The 17,318-nt window shown below is 63.9% G+C and carries 17 protein-coding genes; 10 read left to right on the top strand and 7 right to left on the bottom strand.

Annotation, left to right across the window (positions count from 1 at the left end; all coding sequences use genetic code 11):
* The gene (locus P6U29_RS17265; RefSeq protein ID WP_407118680.1) at positions 1 to 423 is read right to left on the bottom strand and encodes a VOC family protein; all 423 of its coding nucleotides are present in this window, start codon (positions 421 to 423) and stop codon (positions 1 to 3) included.
* 147 nt (positions 424 to 570) lie between these two features.
* Positions 571 to 1,722 carry a zinc-binding dehydrogenase gene (locus P6U29_RS17260; protein WP_407118679.1) on the bottom strand — a complete coding sequence of 384 codons (1,152 nt, stop codon included), beginning with the start codon at positions 1,720 to 1,722 and terminating at the stop codon, positions 571 to 573.
* Between the two features lie 283 nt (positions 1,723 to 2,005).
* On the opposite strand from P6U29_RS17260, the gene P6U29_RS17255 reads away from it, so the two are divergent.
* The 3 genes from P6U29_RS17255 to P6U29_RS17245 all read left to right on the top strand — a co-directional run bounded on the left by P6U29_RS17255 (position 2,006) and on the right by P6U29_RS17245 (position 4,960).
* Positions 2,006 to 3,196 carry an MFS transporter gene (locus P6U29_RS17255; RefSeq protein WP_407118678.1) on the top strand — a complete coding sequence of 397 codons (1,191 nt, stop codon included), beginning with the start codon at positions 2,006 to 2,008 and terminating at the stop codon, positions 3,194 to 3,196.
* 193 nt (positions 3,197 to 3,389) lie between these two features.
* On the top strand, positions 3,390 to 4,001 hold the full coding sequence (locus tag P6U29_RS17250) for a PilZ domain-containing protein (RefSeq protein WP_026312634.1): 612 nt from the start codon (positions 3,390 to 3,392) through the stop codon (positions 3,999 to 4,001).
* Between the two features lie 332 nt (positions 4,002 to 4,333).
* Complete coding sequence (locus tag P6U29_RS17245) at positions 4,334 to 4,960, top strand: transglutaminase-like cysteine peptidase (RefSeq protein ID WP_407118677.1); 627 nt, start codon at positions 4,334 to 4,336, stop codon at positions 4,958 to 4,960.
* A gap of 119 nt (positions 4,961 to 5,079) precedes the next feature.
* On the opposite strand, the gene P6U29_RS17240 is transcribed toward P6U29_RS17245, so the two are convergent.
* The 3 genes from P6U29_RS17240 to P6U29_RS17230 form a co-directional block, all read right to left on the bottom strand.
* Positions 5,080 to 6,849, bottom strand: a complete 1,770-nt coding sequence (locus tag P6U29_RS17240) for a CHAD domain-containing protein (RefSeq protein ID WP_407118676.1) — start codon at positions 6,847 to 6,849, stop codon at positions 5,080 to 5,082.
* A 520-nt stretch (positions 6,850 to 7,369) separates the two neighbouring features.
* The gene (locus P6U29_RS17235) at positions 7,370 to 8,917 is read right to left on the bottom strand and encodes an FAD-dependent oxidoreductase (RefSeq protein WP_407118675.1); all 1,548 of its coding nucleotides are present in this window, start codon (positions 8,915 to 8,917) and stop codon (positions 7,370 to 7,372) included.
* A 387-nt stretch (positions 8,918 to 9,304) separates the two neighbouring features.
* Entirely contained in the window at positions 9,305 to 10,012 is a 708-nt protein-coding gene (locus P6U29_RS17230) for a GntR family transcriptional regulator (protein ID WP_407118674.1), read from the bottom strand.
* A 258-nt stretch (positions 10,013 to 10,270) separates the two neighbouring features.
* Between P6U29_RS17230 and P6U29_RS17225 the strand changes: the two genes are divergently transcribed.
* The 6 genes from P6U29_RS17225 (at position 10,271) to P6U29_RS17200 (ending at position 16,071) form a co-directional block, all read left to right on the top strand.
* Positions 10,271 to 11,257 (top strand): ABC transporter ATP-binding protein, encoded by a 987-nt coding sequence (locus P6U29_RS17225; protein WP_407118673.1) that lies wholly within the window; start codon positions 10,271 to 10,273, stop codon positions 11,255 to 11,257.
* 42 nt (positions 11,258 to 11,299) lie between these two features.
* Positions 11,300 to 12,589 carry a PotD/PotF family extracellular solute-binding protein gene (locus P6U29_RS17220; protein WP_407118672.1) on the top strand — a complete coding sequence of 430 codons (1,290 nt, stop codon included), beginning with the start codon at positions 11,300 to 11,302 and terminating at the stop codon, positions 12,587 to 12,589.
* Positions 12,590 to 12,593: 4 nt separating this feature from the next.
* Positions 12,594 to 13,553, top strand: coding sequence for an ABC transporter permease (locus P6U29_RS17215; RefSeq protein WP_407118671.1), 960 nt, complete (start codon positions 12,594 to 12,596; stop codon positions 13,551 to 13,553).
* A 2-nt stretch (positions 13,554 to 13,555) separates the two neighbouring features.
* Positions 13,556 to 14,434, top strand: coding sequence for an ABC transporter permease (locus P6U29_RS17210; RefSeq protein WP_407118670.1), 879 nt, complete (start codon positions 13,556 to 13,558; stop codon positions 14,432 to 14,434).
* Between the two features lie 4 nt (positions 14,435 to 14,438).
* The gene (locus tag P6U29_RS17205; protein WP_407118669.1) at positions 14,439 to 15,170 is read left to right on the top strand and encodes an aspartate/glutamate racemase family protein; all 732 of its coding nucleotides are present in this window, start codon (positions 14,439 to 14,441) and stop codon (positions 15,168 to 15,170) included.
* Positions 15,171 to 15,576: 406 nt separating this feature from the next.
* Positions 15,577 to 16,071: a hypothetical protein gene (locus tag P6U29_RS17200; RefSeq protein ID WP_407118668.1), complete on the top strand. Its 495-nt coding sequence runs from the start codon at positions 15,577 to 15,579 to the stop codon at positions 16,069 to 16,071.
* 180 nt (positions 16,072 to 16,251) lie between these two features.
* Here the strand turns inward: P6U29_RS17200 and P6U29_RS17195 are convergent, their stop codons facing one another.
* Together P6U29_RS17195 and P6U29_RS17190 are read right to left on the bottom strand one after the other, a co-directional pair.
* Positions 16,252 to 16,620 carry a hypothetical protein gene (locus P6U29_RS17195; protein ID WP_407118667.1) on the bottom strand — a complete coding sequence of 123 codons (369 nt, stop codon included), beginning with the start codon at positions 16,618 to 16,620 and terminating at the stop codon, positions 16,252 to 16,254.
* Between the two features lie 103 nt (positions 16,621 to 16,723).
* Positions 16,724 to 17,053 (bottom strand): hypothetical protein, encoded by a 330-nt coding sequence (locus P6U29_RS17190; protein ID WP_407118666.1) that lies wholly within the window; start codon positions 17,051 to 17,053, stop codon positions 16,724 to 16,726.
* A gap of 95 nt (positions 17,054 to 17,148) precedes the next feature.
* Here P6U29_RS17190 and P6U29_RS17185 point away from each other — a divergent pair, with 95 nt between their 5' ends.
* A complete protein-coding gene (locus P6U29_RS17185) occupies positions 17,149 to 17,313 on the top strand; it encodes a hypothetical protein (protein WP_407118665.1) in 165 nt (54 codons plus the stop codon).
* Positions 17,314 to 17,318 lie beyond the last annotated feature (5 nt).

The following is a 17,318-nucleotide window of genomic DNA, read 5'->3' as shown; positions in this document are numbered from 1 at the left end:
TCAGATCTCCGCGTAGATCTCCAGCAGATTGCCGTCGGGGTCGCGGAAGAACAACGTGCGGTGGCCGAATGACTGGTTCATCGGCGGCGACAACAGCGCCACGCCATGCCGCACGAGCTCGTCGGCGCATTCATCGACCTCGGCCGCGGACACCTTGAAAGCCAGTTGCAGCGAGGCGCTGCCCGCCGGGGTCGGTGCGTCGGCGGCGGTGCGGCTCGGTCTTGCCAGCGTCAGCGTGTTGCTGCCCAAGCCGTATTCGATCCAGTTCGGCGAGAGCTCGCGCAGCAATGGAAAGACAAGAATGTCTTCGTAGAAGCGGCGCATCGCGGCCATGTCGCGCACGAAGATGACGGTGTAATCGATCGCGCGGATGGCCTGGAATGGGGAGCGACGGTTTGGGTCGGAAGTCTGCTCGTTTGTCATTTCGTAGCTCAATCCAAACTCCGACGCGTAGCCCCCATGAGCGAGGCGACATGCGGGAAATCATCCACGAGCTCCCCGGATGTCGCGGAGCCTATCATCGGGCGCCGCTTTGCGGCCGACCCGTTGGCTGATCCGGGCTACACGCCCTTACTCCACCAACTCCGGCCACGGCACGATGGTCGACTTCACCGTCTTCATCGCCATCGCGTCCTTCACCGCCTGCGCGACGCCCGCTTCCGTGAACGGGTAGATCGTCTGCATCTTCAGCCACGGATACTTATCACGCGTGCGATAGAGCATGTCGACACCGAGCGGCAGGTCGTTGCCGGTGAAGCCCCAGGATCCCAGCACGTTGAGATCCTTGGTGCAGATGCGATGCCAGGAGGTATCGATCGAGCCGGCGTCGGTGAACTGGCCCATCTCGACATAGGTGCCGCCGTCGCGCAGCATCTCGATGCCTTCGGGGCCGGCGGTGGGATGGCCCGAGCAATCCATCACGAGATCGGCGCCGAAGCCGCCGACAATGTTGCGCACGCGCGCGATGCGCTCTTGCGGCGACTTGAGCTCCTCGATGTTGACCGTTGCCTCCGCACCGAACTCGCGCGCCAGCTTGAGCCGCGGCTCTTCCGGCGCGCCGACGCAGATCACGCGCCCTGCCCCCATCTCCTTTGCGGCGGCGACCGCGAGAATGCCGATCGGGCCGGAGCCCTGGATCACCACCGTGTCGCCCCAAGAAAAACCACCGGCACGGGTCGCGCGATTGAAGGCGCGGATGCAGGAGGTCAGCGGCTCGGACAGCGCCCCGAGCCGCAGCGACATGTCATCGGGCAGCTTGTAGATCTTGGTGCCGGGCAGCATGTCGAGATCGACATAGACATATTCAGCCCAGCCGCCCCACAGGTGCGGCGCCTTGTCGAAGCCGAGATAGCGGCCGTAATAGACCGGCGTCAGGCACTTGTTCGCCGTCTGCGGATAATGGATGCAGTAGTAGCAGCGCCCGCACGGCATCAAGGGCGGGATCATCACCTTGGAGCCGATTCCGAGCGGCTTGCTCATGAAGTCCTCGTTGAACTCATCGCCGCATTCGACGATGATGCCGCCGAGCTCGTGACCGAGCGTGAACGGCCAGGGCAGCGGCTTCGGCCAGTGGCCTTTGAGGATATGCAGATCGGTGCCGCAGACCCCGCAGGCGCCGACCTTGATCAGCGCGGCTTTCCGGCCGACCTTCGGCCACGGCACGGTTTTGATGACGGGCTCCGAGCCCGGCCCTGCGTGGGTGCAGACGCGGATCTGGTCCATGGTGCGTTCCTCGCTGCCCGTCTGTTATGATTTGTGTGCGGGCTGAGGCGAAGCGTATGTGAGATACGAGATCGTGCCAAGCGGGCAGTCTCGTAGCCCGCATGAGCGAAGCGATATGCGGGGGCGCGGTCCCGGACATCGCTGCGCTCGGGGCTACGGGACACACACCCAAGTGTCTTGAGCACGGCCCGGCGAACGTGTAAGGCCCGAGCAGTCCTGCCCAGGTGCCCGCTTGAATCCCCTCCCCCAAAATCCCATGGTCGCGTCCGGATCGTTCGCGGCGATGAAGTCTCTGCCCTACCGTCTCCAGTTCACGGCCTACGTGCTGGCGATGATGGCTGACAATGTCGAGCATGTGATCAGCTATTGGGTGGTGTTCCAGAAATTCCATTCGCCGGCGCTGGCGGGCTTTGCGGTGCTGTCGCACTGGCTGCCGTTCCTGCTGTTCTCGGTCGCGGTCGGCGGGCTTGCCGATCGGTTCGATCCGCGCCGCATTATCCAATGCGGCATGCTGCTGTTCATTGTCGCCTCCGCCGGATGGGGCTTCTTCTTCCTCACCGATACGATCCAGATGTGGCACGCGATGCTGCTGCTGGTGATCCACGGCTGCGCCGGCGTGCTGTGGCAGACGCCGAACCAGCTCTTGCTCTACGACCTCGTCGGTCCCGCCGATCTGCCGAGCGCGGTGCGGCTGAACGCGATGGCGCGCTATCTCGGCATCCTGGTCGGGCCTGCCGTCGGCGGGATCATCATGCTGACCCTCGGCACCTCGCACGGCATCATCTTCAACACGCTGTTCTATCTGCCGATGCTGCTCTGGCTGTTCTGGGCGCCGGCGCGCGACAAGAGCGTCGCCGTGCGGCGCTTCGCGGTGCGCGGCCTTGCCGACATCATGCAGACCATCCGCGCCATCGGCACCCAGCCGGTGCTGACGGCGATGACGTGGCTCGCCGGCCTCACCTCCTTCATGATCGGCAATGCCTATCACGCCCAGATGCCGGGCTTTGCCGGCGATCTCGGCCATGGCGATCCCGGCGTCTCCTACAGCGTGCTGCTCGCGGCGGACGCGGCCGGCGCCCTGCTCGCCGGCATCGCGCTGGAATCCTGGGGGCGGCTGAAGGGCACGCCGCGCACCGCGATCATGCTCGCGATGCTCTGGAGCGCGGCACTGTTCGGCTTCGCTTTGGTGCAGATCTATCCGGTTGCGATCGTGCTGTTGTTCTTTGCCGGCTTCTTCGAGCTCTCGTTCAACACCATGGCGCAGGCGCTGGTGCAGCTGAACGCGCCGCCCGACATCCGCGGCCGTGTCGTCGGGCTTTATAATATGGCTGGGCTGGGGATGCGGGCTTTCAGCGGCATCACGGTCGGGCTCTCGGGGGCGGCAATCGGCATCCACTGGTCGCTCGGGCTCTCGGCCACGGTGCTGCTGGCGCTGCTGGGTCTGCTCCATGGGCGGGCGGCAAACAAGGCCTAAGGGCCTCGGTCGTCAGCCTGGACTGCACAGTCGCCCGGTCTCGGCCTTGTCACGGGGCTGCCCGCCCTCGATGTGGCTTTTCGAGCGCATTGTTTCCGTTCGTAACCGATCTCGCCAATCCTAACGCGGCATTAACCCTGTGCACCTTAGGGTCGTGCCGGACTCCGCCCGGGCGGGGGGTCGGGTGTTGGAAATGGCGTTGGCGAACAAAAAATTTCTTCCGGCCGCCGAGGAGCGCAGGCGCTTCCAGCGGGTGAAGGTGCACCTGCTCGGCCGCTACATGCTGCCGGACCGCCGGGAATTCCCCTGCCAGGTGATCAACATGTCGCCAGGCGGCCTTGCTCTGCTCGCCCCCGGCATCGGCAATGTCGGCGACCGCGTGGTCGCCTATCTCGACCATATCGGCCGCGTCGAAGGCAAGATCACCCGCATCATCGACAATGGCTTCGCCATGACGATCGGCGCGACGCCGCGCAAGCGTGACAAGCTCGCGGCCCAGCTGACCTGGCTCGCCAACCGCGACATCCTCAATCTGCCGGAGGATCGCCGTCACGACCGTATCGTGCCGCGCAACCCGATCGCAGTGCTGACGCTCGAGGACGGCACCAAGATGACCTGCCGCATCATCGACCTCTCGCTGTCGGGCGCCGCCATCGCCGCGGAGAACCGGCCGCCGCTGAAATCAACGGTTCTGCTCGGCCGGGTCCAGGGCCGCGTGGTCCGAAATCTCGAGGACGGCTTTGCGCTGGAATTCATGCATGAGCAGCCGGCCGAGACACTCGAAGAGAGCGTTACCGCGCGGTAAAGCGCAACGACACGAAAACCTCGACATTTCCAGGCTCGAAGGCGGCCTCCGTGATGCGGACGCCGCCTTTTTTCGTGTCTCGCAGCGAGCCGCCCGCGGTTAACGCGTGGGTTGTAGATGCGCGCAAACACCGCGTCTGCCAGCGTTTCCGCGTTAATCGATAGAATTTGAATCAATTGCAGTCATATCGAATTTTATTCGAATTCGATTCAAGTATAGATCGAATTCGCCGCGCCTTTTACTTGCATTCGTCTCGACTTGACTTGGTTGACTTAGCGGCAAACTCAAAAGCTCCGTGCGAAATGTGGTCCCAACAAGAAACGGGGGCCGCAATGTTTGACTTCAGGGGACAGGGGAAGAGGCTGGCGATTGCCGCCATGCTCTTCGGGATCAGCACGGCAGCGCAGGCCGGCGAAGGCCGTCTGCTCTACGCGAGCCTCGGCGACACCACGCGTGCGCCGATCGGCTGGGTTGAGTTCTGCGCGGACAATGCTGCCCAGTGCCAGGGCGCGCCGATGCAGCCGCGCGACATCGTGATGTCGCAAGCCGCATGGCGCGACCTCGTCAAGGTCAATCGCTGGGTCAACGAGACCATCAAGCCTTTGACCGACCAGGAGCACTGGGGCGTGATCGAGAAGTGGTCGCTGCCGACAGACGGTTACGGCGACTGTGAAGACTACGTGCTGTTGAAGCGCAAGATGCTGATGGATGCCGGATGGCCGCGCCAGGCCCTGCTCATCACCGTCGTGCGCGACAAGAAGGGCGAAGGCCACGCGGTGCTGACGGTGAAGACCGACAAGGGCGAGTTCGTTCTCGACAATCAGAACGAGAACGTCGTCGCCTGGACGGAGACCGGCTACCGCTTCGTCAAGCGCCAGTCGCAGAGCGATCCCAACGTGTGGGTCTCGCTGGGCGATACCAAGCCGGCGGTCTCCACCGCCAGCGCGAAGGATCAATAGGAACGAGACAACGAGTTACGCGGCCCGGTCACATCCCCACCCCTCCCCGTCCCAGACCGGTACGCGCGCGCCCAGCCATCCCCCAATGGCTGGGCGCAATTTTTTTGGGGAATACGCCATCAACTCTGCTGGGCTTGCCGCGACCAGGGCACGCGCACGGCGGTGAAATCACGCCAGCTGTCCTGCAAGGACCGGTGCACGCCCGTCGATGCACACGCCTGCCAGCCGGCGATCGCGGCCGCCGCGATGGCGCTGTCGCGATCTTCAGAACCGAGCCCGTCGAGCAATGAGGCCGTCACCGCCATGTCGTTGAATGCGCCGAGCTCCTCCTGCAAGCCGGCGAGCCTGCGGGCGAATTTTCGCGCGGACTTGCGATCGGCAAACAGCGGCAACAGGAACTCGCCGAGATAGCGCAGGCGCTTGGTCGCGAGCCGCACCCGATGCACCTCGTCGACCGTGAGCGATTTGAAGCGGCGACCGCGCTTGAGCACCTTGGCGTGCTGCTCCGACAGGACGCGCTGCGCGAAGTTGACGGCGGGCTCGGCGAGCCGGCCGAGTTCTTCGGGCGCGACGTCATTGCGCCAGCCGCGCGTCTCGATCCAGCCGCCGAGACTGATCAGGAAGACGGCGCAGCGGCGATCATCAAGCGCATTGTGAGCCTTGCGATAGGCTTCCGCCTGACGCAGCGCCGCGACCCGCCCGAGCGCATCGAACCCCACGATGGAAGGGCAGGCTTTTGCGATCGCCGGCAAGGTGTCGAGCTGGAACACGTCCCAGTCGCGCGCAGCGGACAGGCCTTGCGCCAGCCATTTGGCTTCCGACCGCAGCACATCGAGGTTGCTGAGCGCGCCGACCGATCGCATCAGGTCGAGCGCCGATCGCAGCCGGCGCAGCGAGACACGCAGCTGATGCACGCCTTCCGGATTGCCGCCGGCTTCGGCCGCCGGCAAGGACTGCAGCAGATGAAGGAAGCACGAGCGCAGGATCGTTGCGAAGGCCTCGTCGAGCGTGACGGACGGATCGAGCCGAAGCTTGCGCGGCCGGCGCGCCGACGGCGCCTTGTCGGCGGCAAGGTCAAAGCCGCGCGCGGACTTGCTGCGGATGGACGGCTTCATCTTTCCGTGCTCCGCAAGCCGCAACGCGATCTCGTAGATCGTGCTCGCGCTGCCGCTCTTGAGCTCCAGCTCGATCTCGCTCACCGGCAGCGACTTGCCGCCTGCCGTCAACTCGCCCTGGTCGAAGGCGATCTCGACCGTGCCGGACGGCAGGTCGACGATGCGCGTATGCCGATGGATATCGGCCGTGAAGACCGCTTCTAGCGGCTGCGCGCCGAGATGGCCGTGAAGCTTCTCCGGAATGAATGGCAATGCCAAAGCGGGATCGGGCGCAAGCGAGGCCACGCTCGCCTCCCATTCGCCACGGCGCAGCGGATCGTCCGCGGCGTCGGTCTTCACGGTCTGGACGAAACGCGTGCCGCTCTGGCGTACACGCAAACTCAGCCCGGCGCGACGAAGTGCCCGCTCGGGCGTGTCGTAGTAGACGGACTTGAGACGTTTTCGCGTGCCGTTGTTGCGTGCGTTCGCCGCGATGACCGGCGCAGCGCTGAAATCTGCCATGCGATCGGCATCGACGAGAAGCTTGAGCTCGATTTCGCCGGCGGGACGCGCGATGGCGCTCGGCTCAGTTGGTTTCAGATCAGCCGTCATCTCTTGCGATGGCGTCCGATCACTCACAGCGCCCTCGATCCCCGGCTCCGCGCCTGACCCGGCGGGTTCAATCTGCCTCAGGAAGCCGGCGACGACTTGCGCCCGCTTGTTCTCCTTCGGAGCGTGATTCCCACCCGGCCCGCTCGGAGTCTTGCGGGCCGGTGTTGAATCTGACTTCAGCATTGAGAGTAACATGACAGTTTGATGACAGAGCGTGAGCATATAGCCGGTAAGCCCCGCGAGGAATAGTCAGGTTACGTCGCAATGCATCATCGTCCACATGCGAGATCCCGAGCGAAGATCTCGGCGAGGACTGTCACAATTGGGCTCGGCGTTACGAATTAAGTTGGCGCCGAGCATCACAAGTGATCGTATTGATAGGGACTCTCGCAGGTCTCGAAATCGAGACGAACACGTCAACGAGCTTGGTTCATGCTAGCCGAGAAATTCTTTCTGGTTCTGGAGACACTTAGAAGTCAGCTGCCCGATGACAGGCCCGAGATTTGGGCAAGTCCTCGGCCGAATACGGCGATCCCCTCTGATTCGCGGCGCAAAAAACCGGTTCCCGGCGGTCAGGAGTAGAAATATCATTCGAGCGGCGGCATCGCGGTGCTCAGTGCTCTCATGGACTGAGCACATTCCGAGCCACACCTCAGCGGCGGCGGCCTAAGAGCCTGGCCGCAACCTTTTCAGGGACGACCGCTCACTCTGCGGCTTCAAGGTTGGCGGGCTTGTCGGCCTCGCCCAGCGGCGACACTGCGGGGCCATTGAGCGCGGTGCCATCAGGCGCGAACTGCGACCCGTGGCACGGGCAATCCCAACACTGCTCGAGTGAATTCCAGTGCACGACGCAGCCGAGATGGGTGCAGCTTGCCGAATGCAAATGCAAATGCCCGTTCCGGTCGCGGCACGCCGCGATCTTCTTCAGGCCGCTGCGGACGAGGCGCCCCTCGCCGGGCCGCAGGCGTTCGACGCTCGCGATCTCGCTCGCCGCAAGATACTCCGCGAAATTCTTCAGCGGCGTGATGTTCTCGCTGATGAGCTCGCCGATGTTCTTGTAAATCTTCCGCGCCGGAGCGTAGACCTCTTCCCACGGGCTCGCACCGATCGTGATCAGATCCGTCACCAATAGACCGGCGACGAGCCCGTTCGTGATCCCCTGCCCTGAATCGCCGCTGACGATGAAGAGATGCTCCTCGCCGGGGCTGCGGCCGATGAAGCCGGCGAAATCGATCGGCTCCAGCACCTGGCCGGACCACCGATGAGTGACCTCGCGCAGGTCCGGCAATCGCTCGCGCGCCCAGCGTTCGAGCGCATCAAGGCGTTGTGCGCCGTCGTTCGCCTCACCCGATTTATGGTCTTCGCCGCCGATGATCACGATGTCCTCGTCGGCAGAGAACGGCTGGAGGCGGACATAGTGATAGGGATCGAGCGTATCCCAATAGAGCGCATCCTCCAGCGCTCCGGCCGCAATCTTCGCGGCGAGCGCATAGGTGCGGTAAGGCGCCTGCTTGGTGTGGATCGCGACCTGCACATTGACGGGCGAGTTGGTCGCGACCACCACGTCGGCGGCGTGGACCTCGTGGCCTGAGGCGGTCGTCACGACCATGTCGCCGTGGCGCTGGCGGATACTCTCGACACACGTGTCGGCGTAGAGCTTCGCTCCCCGGCGCTCCAATGCGCCCGCGAGACCAGCGAGATATTTGGTCGGGTGCAGGCGCGCCTGGCGCGGAAAACGCAGCGAACGCATCTGGCCTTTGGCATGGAACGGGGTCGGCTCGATGCAATTTTCGATGGGAATCCCCAGCTTGCGGCAGCAATCCAATTCCCCATCCAGCTCGGATGCGGGCGTTTCGGGTGCCAGCACCCAATAGCCGTCCACGCGTTGAAAATCGCAATCGATGTGCTCGATACGCTGGATGGTCTCGGCGCGATCGATCGCGGTCACGACGCTCTGATAGTAGTACTGCGCGGAGTCGGGGCCGCGTACTCTCACCAACGCGTCGTAACCGTCGTCGAGCGCCGTCGCCAGGTGTGCGGTGGTACGCGCCGTCATCCCGCTGCCGATGCCACCGCGGTCCAGCACCACGACCGAACGTCCATGGCTGGCAAGTTCATAGGCCACCGATAACCCGGCGATTCCAGAGCCGACAACGACGACGTCCGTCCCCACGGTCCCGGACAGCGCCGGCGCGTCGGCGACCGAAACATCCATCCAGGGCGATCGGGTGTGCTCGTCCCGTACGTTCATGGCAGTTCTCCTCGGAAGAACAAACGATGCGGCAGGTTCAGGGTTCCTGCCGGCGTCCGCGGGCGGAAATGCCGCTGATGCTCACCTCACCGATTAGGAACCTTCATCGTGCTCGCGCATGAAACGGCATGAGAACTCCATCACCCGGAATGCGCAGGGCACTGCGTCAGGCTCAATTGTACGGGCACCTGCTCGTCCGCAATGACAGGCTCTATCACCCGGGAGGCAATCATCCGATCTGCTCGATACAGCTTGCACGAGAGATGGTCAGGTCAGGATGGATGACCAAGCACGACGGCGAATACGAGATCACGCCTGACGGGCAGCTCGCCGCCGAAAGTGAACTCAGCCGCTGATCGGCGTAGCCGGCGCGACCGCGCCCCTTGGTCAGGCGCCGAGCACGTCCGCCAGCCGCAGCTCGTCGGCAGCGGGATCCTTCAGGAACAGCTCCGCCTCGATCTCGTTCAGGTGCGACAGCATCAAGGACCCCGCGCGCGCCTTGTCGCGCTCGCGGATCGCGGCGACGATTCCCGCGTGATGATCGGTGCCGCAGGCCGGCGTGTCGTGGCGGCGGTAGAGCAGGATGATGAGTGAGGAGCGCGCGATCAGCTCCTTCAGGAAGCCGAGATAGATGCTGTGACCGCTCATCTCGGCGACGAGACGATGAAACTCGCCGGAGAGCCGCACCGAGGCGCGCGCGTCGCCGCGCAATTCCGCTTCGCGCTCCTCGGCAAGATGTTGGCCGAGGCGATCGAGCCATGTCGGCGAAACCGCGTCGATCGCGTGGTCCACGATTGTGGGTTCGATCAGGCGGCGTGCCTCGAACACCTCGCGGGCATCGGCGGGCGTCGGCCGCGCGACGAAGGCGCCGCGGTTCTTCTCGATGTTGACGATACCCTCATGCGCGAGCTGCTGCAGCGCGGTGCGCACCAGCGTACGGCTCGCGCCGTAGATCTCGCCGATCTCGTCCTCGCCGAGCTTGGTGCCCGGCAGCAGGCGATGCTCCAGGATCGCCGCGGTCACGCCCTCCCGGATACGGCTGACGCGATCGCTCGCATCTGGCGCATCGGATTTTTGACGGGTCTTGGCGGCCATGGGGGCGAGGGCTCGATCGACAGACGTTCGGCCTTGGATGTTAGTCGACGAGCTGTATCCAATCACAGGCGAAACTTTATACAATCTTCGCCCGTTTTGTGTGCAGATGACTGCACGGGCGGCAGGCAGCCAACGGGGGCCGGAATCGACCTAACGATCTGACTCCGCTGCACAGTTTTGGAAATTCGCACCGCCGCGGGCTGTTGGCACGGACCTTGCGGAGAGAGGCGGGACGCATCGCCCCTCCTCGGACACGCCATGGCCACTCCCGCCGCTCTCGAACTGGTCGCCGTCACCAAGCGCTACGACACCACGCTGGCGGTCGATAACGTCAACCTGAAGATCCCGGCCGGCACCTATTGCTGCCTGCTCGGCCCTTCCGGCTGCGGCAAAACCTCGACCCTGCGCATGATCGCGGGCCACGAGGCGGTCAGCGAGGGCGACATCATCCTGGGCGCGCAGAACGTCACCGATCTGCCGCCGGCCGAGCGCGGCACCGCGATGATGTTCCAGTCCTACGCCCTGTTTCCGCATCTCAGCGTGATCGACAACGTCGCCTTTGCACTGAAGATGCGCGGCATCGACAAGCCGATGCGGCACAGGCGCGCCGGCGAGCTGCTCGAGCTGGTCGCCATGAGCCCCTATGCCGGACGCCTGCCTGCGCAGCTCTCCGGCGGCCAGCAGCAGCGCGTCGCCCTCGCTCGCGCGCTGATCACCGAGCCGCAGATCCTGCTGCTCGACGAGCCGCTCTCCGCGCTCGATCCGTTCCTGCGGGTGAAGATGCGGGGCGAATTGAAGCGGCTGCAGCGCGAGCTCGGCATCAGCTTCATCCAGGTCACCCACGGCCAGGAAGAGGCGATGGCGCTCGCCGACCACATCGTGGTGATGAACCTCGGCCGCATCGAGCAGCAGGGCACTGCGCGCGAGATCTTCCACCATCCCCGCACCGAATTCGTGGCGCGCTTCATCGGCGGCCACAACGTCCTCAGCGATGCCGGCAATCTCATCGCGGTGCGCGCCGATCAGCTCGGCATAGTGCCGTTCGCCGACGGCGCATTCGGCGCGCCGGCGCTGCTGACCCAGACCGAATATCAGGGCTCCTACATCGCTGTCTCGCTCACGCTCGACGACGGCACCGCCCTGTTCTCCCATGTTCCCGAAGCCGCCTTCGACGTCCACCCGTTCCGCCCGGGCGATCGCGTGCTGGCCACCTGGGATCCCGCCAAGGCGCAACGCCTGCAATAGCGCCAATCGATCACTGGAATGCGCAACAGAGGAGTGACTGACATGAGCGAGACCACCAGGACGACCGGCGTCAGCCGCCGCACGCTACTCAAGGGCACCGCGGGTCTCGCGGGCCTTGCCGCCGGCTCCGGCGCGATCACCGGCTTTCCCTACGTGAAGTCGGCTGACGCAAAGGTGCTGCGCTATCTCGGCACCGCCGTGAACGAGGGCGACGACATCTCCAAGCAGTGCCTGAAGGACACCGGCATCAAGATCGAATACATCACTGCGACCACCGACGACGTCACCAAGCGCGTGATGACCCAGCCGAACTCCTTCGACGTGCTGGACACCGAATATTTCTCGCTGAAGAAGCTGGTGCCGTCGGGCAACATCCTCGCGCTCGACGCCAAGAAGATCAAAGAGTTCGACAACATCACACCCGTCTTCACCAAGGGCGAGACACCCGGCGGCAAGAAGATCGGCGGCCAGGGCACGGCACCCTGGAAGGTGCTCTATCTGGAAGGCAAGGACTCTAAGAAGTTCGCGACGTCGGCGACCGAATTCGTGACGCTGATCCCGACCGTCTACAACGCCGACACGCTCGGCATCCGCCCCGACCTGATCAAGCGGCCGATCAGCTCCTGGTCCGAGCTGCTCAATCCCGAATTCAAGGGCAAGGCCTCGATCCTCAACATCCCCTCGATCGGCATCATGGATGCCGCGATGGTCGTGGAAGCCACCGGCAAATACAAATATGCCGACAAGGGCAACATGACCAAGGAGGAGATCGATCTCACCATGAAGGTGATGACCGAGGCCAAGAAAGCCGGCCAGTTCCGGGCGTTCTGGAAAGACTTCAACGAGAGCGTAAACCTGATGGCTTCGGGCGAGACCGTGATTCAGTCAATGTGGTCGCCGGCGGTGACCAAGGTGCGCTCGATGGGCATCCCCTGCACCTTCCAGCCGCTGAAGGAGGGCTACCGCTCCTGGGCTTCCGGCTTCTGCGTGTCCAAGGGCGTTTCGGGTGCGAAGCTCGACTGGGCCTACGAGTTCGTCAACTGGTTCCTGTCCGGCTATGCCGGCGCCTATCTCAACCGTCAGGGCTATTACTCCGCGGTGCTCTCCACCGCGAAGGCGCACATGGAGCCCTACGAGTGGGCCTACTGGATGGAAGGCAAGCCGGCCGAGAAGGACATCAAGGCGCCCGACGGCTCGCTGCTGGAGAAGGCCGGCGCGGTGCGCGACGGTGGCTCCTATGAGGACCGCATGGGCGGCGTCGCCTGCTGGAACGCGGTGATGGACGAGAACGACTACATGGTTCGCAAGTGGAACGAGTTCATCGCGGCGTGACGTGATGGACACCTCTGAGGACATCCTGCATCAGGCATCCCCGGACATCGTCCGGGGATCGGAGACGGCGCGCCGCAGCAAGGCGGCGCGCCTGTCACCGTCCTTCATCTCCTGGCTCCAGGCCGGGCCGATGATGCTGGTGTTTCTCGCCTTCTTCCTGATCCCGCTGGTGTTCGTCGTCATCGTGTCCTTCTGGGACTACAACGAATACCAGTTGCTGCCGGCCTTCTCGGGCCGCGGCTACACCGACACGTTCGAGGGCTGCATCGCGCAGCTTCCCGATCTCTGCACGATCGGCAAGACCTATCTGAAGACTCTGAAGCTGTGCTTCATGGTCTGGGCCATCACCCTCTTCATCGGCTTCTGGGGCGCCTATTTCCTCGCCTTTCACGTCAAGTCCAAGACCTGGCAGATGGGATTGTCGCTGCTCTGCACGATCCCGTTCTGGACCTCCAACGTGATCCGAATGATCGCCTGGATCCCGTTGCTCGGGCGCAACGGCCTCGTGAACTCCGGCCTGATGAAGGCGGGACTGATCAACCATCCCTTGGAATGGCTCCTGTTCTCCGAATTCTCCGTGGTGCTGGCGCTGGTGCACCTCTTCACCTTCTTCATGGTGGTGCCGATCTTCAATTCGATGGTGCGCATCGACAAGTCGCTGATCGAGGCCGCCTATGATGCCGGCGCCACCGGCTTCCAGACACTCGTCAACGTCATTATTCCGCTGGCCAAGCCCGGCATCGTGATCGGCTCGATCTTCGTCATCACCATCGTGATGGGCGACTTCATCACCATCGGCGTGATGGGCGGCCAGCAGATTGCGGCGGCCGGCAAGATCATCGAGACGCGAGTGAACGCGTTGCAATTTCCCGCCGCCGCGGCCAACGCCGTGATCCTGCTCGCGATCACCTTCCTGATCATCACCATGATGTCGCGCATCGTCGACATCAAGAAGGAGCTCTGAGCATGAAGGAAGGACGCCCGCGCTCTTTCTACGTGCTCGCGATCTTCTTCGCGGCCTATGTGCTGTTTCTCTACGGGCCGATGATTGCGATTTACGTGCTGTCGTTCCAGGGGCCACAAGGCGGCCTCACCTTCCCGATGAACGGCGTATCGACCTTCTGGATCGCTAAACTGTTCCAGGGCACCGGCATCGTCGATCTCGGCGCGGCCTTCCGCCGCTCGCTGCTGCTCGGCGTCATCGTGATGATCGTCACCGTCGTGCTGTCGGTCGCCGCCGGCATGGCTTTCCGCAGAAAATTTAGGGCACAGAGCATCCTGTTCTATTCGGCGATTGCGAGTCTCATCGTGCCCTCGATCATCACCTCGCTCGGCATCTCGCTCGAATTCCGCATCATCGACGATCTGATCAAGGCGCATTGGAACGAGAATTTCGAGACCTCGATGGGCCTGCTCACCTCCGGGCTTGGCGCGCACCTGACCTGGACGCTGCCGTTCGGCCTGCTCATCATGTTTGCGATCTTCAACCGCTTCGACCCGCGCCTCGAGGAAGCCGCGCGCGATCTGGGGGCGACGCCGTGGCAGACCTTCCGTCACGCCGTGCTGCCGATCATCCTGCCCTCGGTGATCGGCATCGGCCTGTTCGGCTTCACGCTGTCCTGGGACGAGCTCGCGCGCTCCAGCCAGGCGATCGGCGCGGTCAATACATTGCCGCTGGATCTGCAGGGCCTCACCACCACCGTGACCAACCCGGACATCTATGCGCTCGGCACCGTGATCTCGGCGGTCTCGTTCGCGGTGATCACGCTTGCGCTCGGCACCATCCACATGCTCAACAAGCGGCAGGCGGCCAAGGGCTCGGACGCCGGCAAGGGACTCGTCTGATCTGATGCGACTGCACGTCGTCAATCCCAACACCACCGCGTCGATGACGGCAAAGATCGCCACTGCGGCGCGCAGCGTTGCCCTGCCCGGCACGGTGATCGACGCGCGTCAGCCGACGATGGGCCCAGTCTCGATCGAGGGGTTTTACGACGAGGCTTTCGCCGTTCCCGGCATGCTCGGCTGCGTCCGCGAGGCTGACCGAAATGGTGCGGATGCACACATCATCGCCTGCTTCGACGACACCGGCCTCGACGCGGCGCGCGCGGTGGCGAAGGCACCCGTGATCGGCATTGGTGAAGCCGGTTTCCACATGGCGAGCCTGATCGCCGCGCGTTTTGCCGTGGTGACGACGCTCGGCGTCTCCCTCGTGCCGATCGAGCATAATTTGCGGAAATACGGACTCGCCGAGCGCTGCGCCCGCGTCCGCGCTGCCGAAGTGCCGGTGCTCGCACTCGAGGAGCGCAACACTGAGGCGCTCGGAAAAATCTCGGCGGAAATCACCGCCGCCATCCGTGACGACCGCGCGGAGGCGATCGTGCTCGGCTGCGCCGGCATGGCCGATCTCGCCAGCGAGCTCGCCGAAACGCACAGCCTGCCTGTCGTCGACGGCGTCGCTGCTGCGGTGACGCTGGCGGAATCACTGGTGCGGCTGGGACTGAAGACGTCCCGCCTCGGCCCCTACGCGGCACCGCGCGCGAAGAGCTATTCCGGTCCCTTTTCGCAGTTTCAGCCTTGATCCTGCCCCCTTATGGGATTTTCAGGGCTATCGCATTTGAGCGCTTTTCCCTGCGGCTGTCCTTCGAGACGTCCGCTTTTGGCGGGCTCTTCAGGATGAGGACGGAGTGCGCGGCAGCAGTTTCAACGAGCAATGACGCCGATTAGCCTCATCCTGAGAAGGCACGTAAGCGCCGTCTCGAAGGACGAGGCGTGCGCGCCGGCCGCCGCCATCAGTCATATGCGATAGCCCGGCCTTAAGGGGGCTCTCGGAGCCGCCAAGGCCTGCTGATCACTGGTTTTTTGGCTGTCAGCCTCTTTTTGGTCCCATTCCTTGCCGAAACGTAACGTTTTCGGGACGCCCCGGTGACCCCTCTGAGTTGCCGGTCTTCGCCACTCACCAAGTTTCCATTTGGGTTTTGTCAGCGATGATCGATCTCGCCCAGGACACACCGTCCAACCCCCTCCTTCGCCTTGGCGCCCAGCCCATCGCGCTGACCGCTGCTGCCCTCCTGCTCCTGATCGCGGGGGTGACTTCAATCGCGGTCTGGCGTGCCTATACGGGCGCCGCCCCCGAGACCGACCGGGTTGTGGCATCGCGGCAGCTCCAGGCCCGCGCGGCCCAGGCATCCGAGCAGCTCGTCGAGAAGACCAAGGGGCTCGAAGCGACCCAGCAGGAATCGATCGACCAGCTTCAGATGGTGCAGGACCAGCTCCAGACGATGAAGCGGCTGATGGCGGCGCAACAGGCCGACACCAAGCGCCTGTCCGAGCAGGTCGCAAGCCTGAACGAATCCATCGACGGCCTGCGGCAGTCCTTTGCCAGTGCACGGGCGACCGAGGTTGAAACGCCGTCGGTTACCCGCAGGAAACCGGCTCGGTACCGCGTCCACGCCAGCGCACGCAAGCGCTCGCGCGGATAAGCTGATCACGGCGCGGGAACTTTATTTTCGCCACTTGTGAACTGGATCACATTCGCGCGTATGATTCCGCGCGATGCTCGCCGTCACCGGATGGCGTGAGCCGATTTCAATATCCGGGGCTGGCAAGGTCGTTGACGGTATACTGCGTCAACGGCCTTGTTTTTTAACAGGTATTCCGCCTCATTCGCAGACGTCGACCCGACGGTATCGCCATCCCGACGGCGTCATGACACGCTTCCGCGCGACATAGCAGCCACCATAACCATCGTCGTAGCCGGTACCATAATAGTAGGGATCACCGTAGTACGGGTAGCCGTAGCCGTAATAGCTCCCGTAGTAGCCGGCACCAACGAAACCCGCCCCGATCGCGAACCCTGGCCAGAAGCCGCCGCCATGCCAATGCCGGTACCCCCAGCCGCCCCCGCCATGGAAAGCACCACTATGGAAGCCTCCACCATGTCCGAAACCGCCGCGCGCCTCCGCCACTTGCGGCGCCGACAGCCCGACCGCCGCCACAGTCAGCGCCGTCGTGATCATCTTGCGTAACATTACCCGATCCTCCGCGTGGACACGCTCCACGCTTCAAAGCAGGACCAAGCTAACGTCAGTTGGGAATTCGTGACAGCCACGCTGTCTCACTTCCGCGCGAGTGTCAGCAGCCGCGGCAGATGCTCTTCATCTTCCGGTCGAGCTGCCGGTTCTCGGTGTTTACGGTGGCATCAGTCTCCCCACCTGCGCCGGAGCCGGTGGTGACTCCGGATCCCGGGCCGGATGATTGAGCCGTACCCAGGCTGTTGGTCCCGGGCGGCGGTGCCGGCGAATTGCGAACACCTCCGGTCGATCCCACCGAACCGCCAGTCGTTCCCACCGAGCCTCCGCTCGATCCGGCAGAGCCGCCGGTCGTTTGCGCGAATGAGACGGCCGGCATCGCCGCGAGTGCGAGGATCATGATCGTGATCTTGATTGAGCCGGTTGCGGACATTGGAAATGCTCCTTTTGCCGGTCAACCGCCTCGGTAAAGACCAGTTCCGGAACAAATGTCGTCACATCAGCTTGAGACCGAGGGAGCAAATCACGATGACCGATCGCGATCCCTTTGCAGAGGGCGAACGCGCCGCGCGCGAAAACATTCCGGCCGAGGCCAATCCTTACCTCGACGGCAGCGACGAGCATGCGCTTTGGGCCGCAGGCCACGAGAAGATGGCAGGCGCGATCGAAGCACGCGAATCCGAGGGACGCTGAGGCAC

Origin of the sequence: Bradyrhizobium sp. LMG 9283, from assembly GCF_045571415.1 — a bacterium.
Classification (GTDB): Bacteria; Pseudomonadota; Alphaproteobacteria; order Rhizobiales; family Xanthobacteraceae; genus Bradyrhizobium.
This window is presented reverse-complemented; position numbering and strand designations above follow the sequence as displayed.

Coding starts and splice junctions, on each gene's coding strand:
- P6U29_RS17195 (WP_407118667.1), bottom strand. CDS start 16,620: ATGTTACGCAAGATGATCACGACGGCGCTGACTGTGGCGGCGGTCGGG.
- P6U29_RS17240 (WP_407118676.1), bottom strand. CDS start 6,849: ATGCTGAAGTCAGATTCAACACCGGCCCGCAAGACTCCGAGCGGGCCG.
- P6U29_RS17255 (WP_407118678.1), top strand. CDS start 2,006: ATGAAGTCTCTGCCCTACCGTCTCCAGTTCACGGCCTACGTGCTGGCG.
- P6U29_RS17185 (WP_407118665.1), top strand. CDS start 17,149: ATGACCGATCGCGATCCCTTTGCAGAGGGCGAACGCGCCGCGCGCGAA.
- P6U29_RS17245 (WP_407118677.1), top strand. CDS start 4,334: ATGTTTGACTTCAGGGGACAGGGGAAGAGGCTGGCGATTGCCGCCATG.
- P6U29_RS17215 (WP_407118671.1), top strand. CDS start 12,594: ATGGACACCTCTGAGGACATCCTGCATCAGGCATCCCCGGACATCGTC.
- P6U29_RS17225 (WP_407118673.1), top strand. CDS start 10,271: ATGGCCACTCCCGCCGCTCTCGAACTGGTCGCCGTCACCAAGCGCTAC.
- P6U29_RS17220 (WP_407118672.1), top strand. CDS start 11,300: ATGAGCGAGACCACCAGGACGACCGGCGTCAGCCGCCGCACGCTACTC.
- P6U29_RS17265 (WP_407118680.1), bottom strand. CDS start 423: ATGACAAACGAGCAGACTTCCGACCCAAACCGTCGCTCCCCATTCCAG.
- P6U29_RS17230 (WP_407118674.1), bottom strand. CDS start 10,012: ATGGCCGCCAAGACCCGTCAAAAATCCGATGCGCCAGATGCGAGCGAT.
- P6U29_RS17200 (WP_407118668.1), top strand. CDS start 15,577: ATGATCGATCTCGCCCAGGACACACCGTCCAACCCCCTCCTTCGCCTT.
- P6U29_RS17235 (WP_407118675.1), bottom strand. CDS start 8,917: ATGAACGTACGGGACGAGCACACCCGATCGCCCTGGATGGATGTTTCG.
- P6U29_RS17210 (WP_407118670.1), top strand. CDS start 13,556: ATGAAGGAAGGACGCCCGCGCTCTTTCTACGTGCTCGCGATCTTCTTC.
- P6U29_RS17190 (WP_407118666.1), bottom strand. CDS start 17,053: ATGTCCGCAACCGGCTCAATCAAGATCACGATCATGATCCTCGCACTC.
- P6U29_RS17260 (WP_407118679.1), bottom strand. CDS start 1,722: ATGGACCAGATCCGCGTCTGCACCCACGCAGGGCCGGGCTCGGAGCCC.
- P6U29_RS17250 (WP_026312634.1), top strand. CDS start 3,390: ATGGCGTTGGCGAACAAAAAATTTCTTCCGGCCGCCGAGGAGCGCAGG.
- P6U29_RS17205 (WP_407118669.1), top strand. CDS start 14,439: ATGCGACTGCACGTCGTCAATCCCAACACCACCGCGTCGATGACGGCA.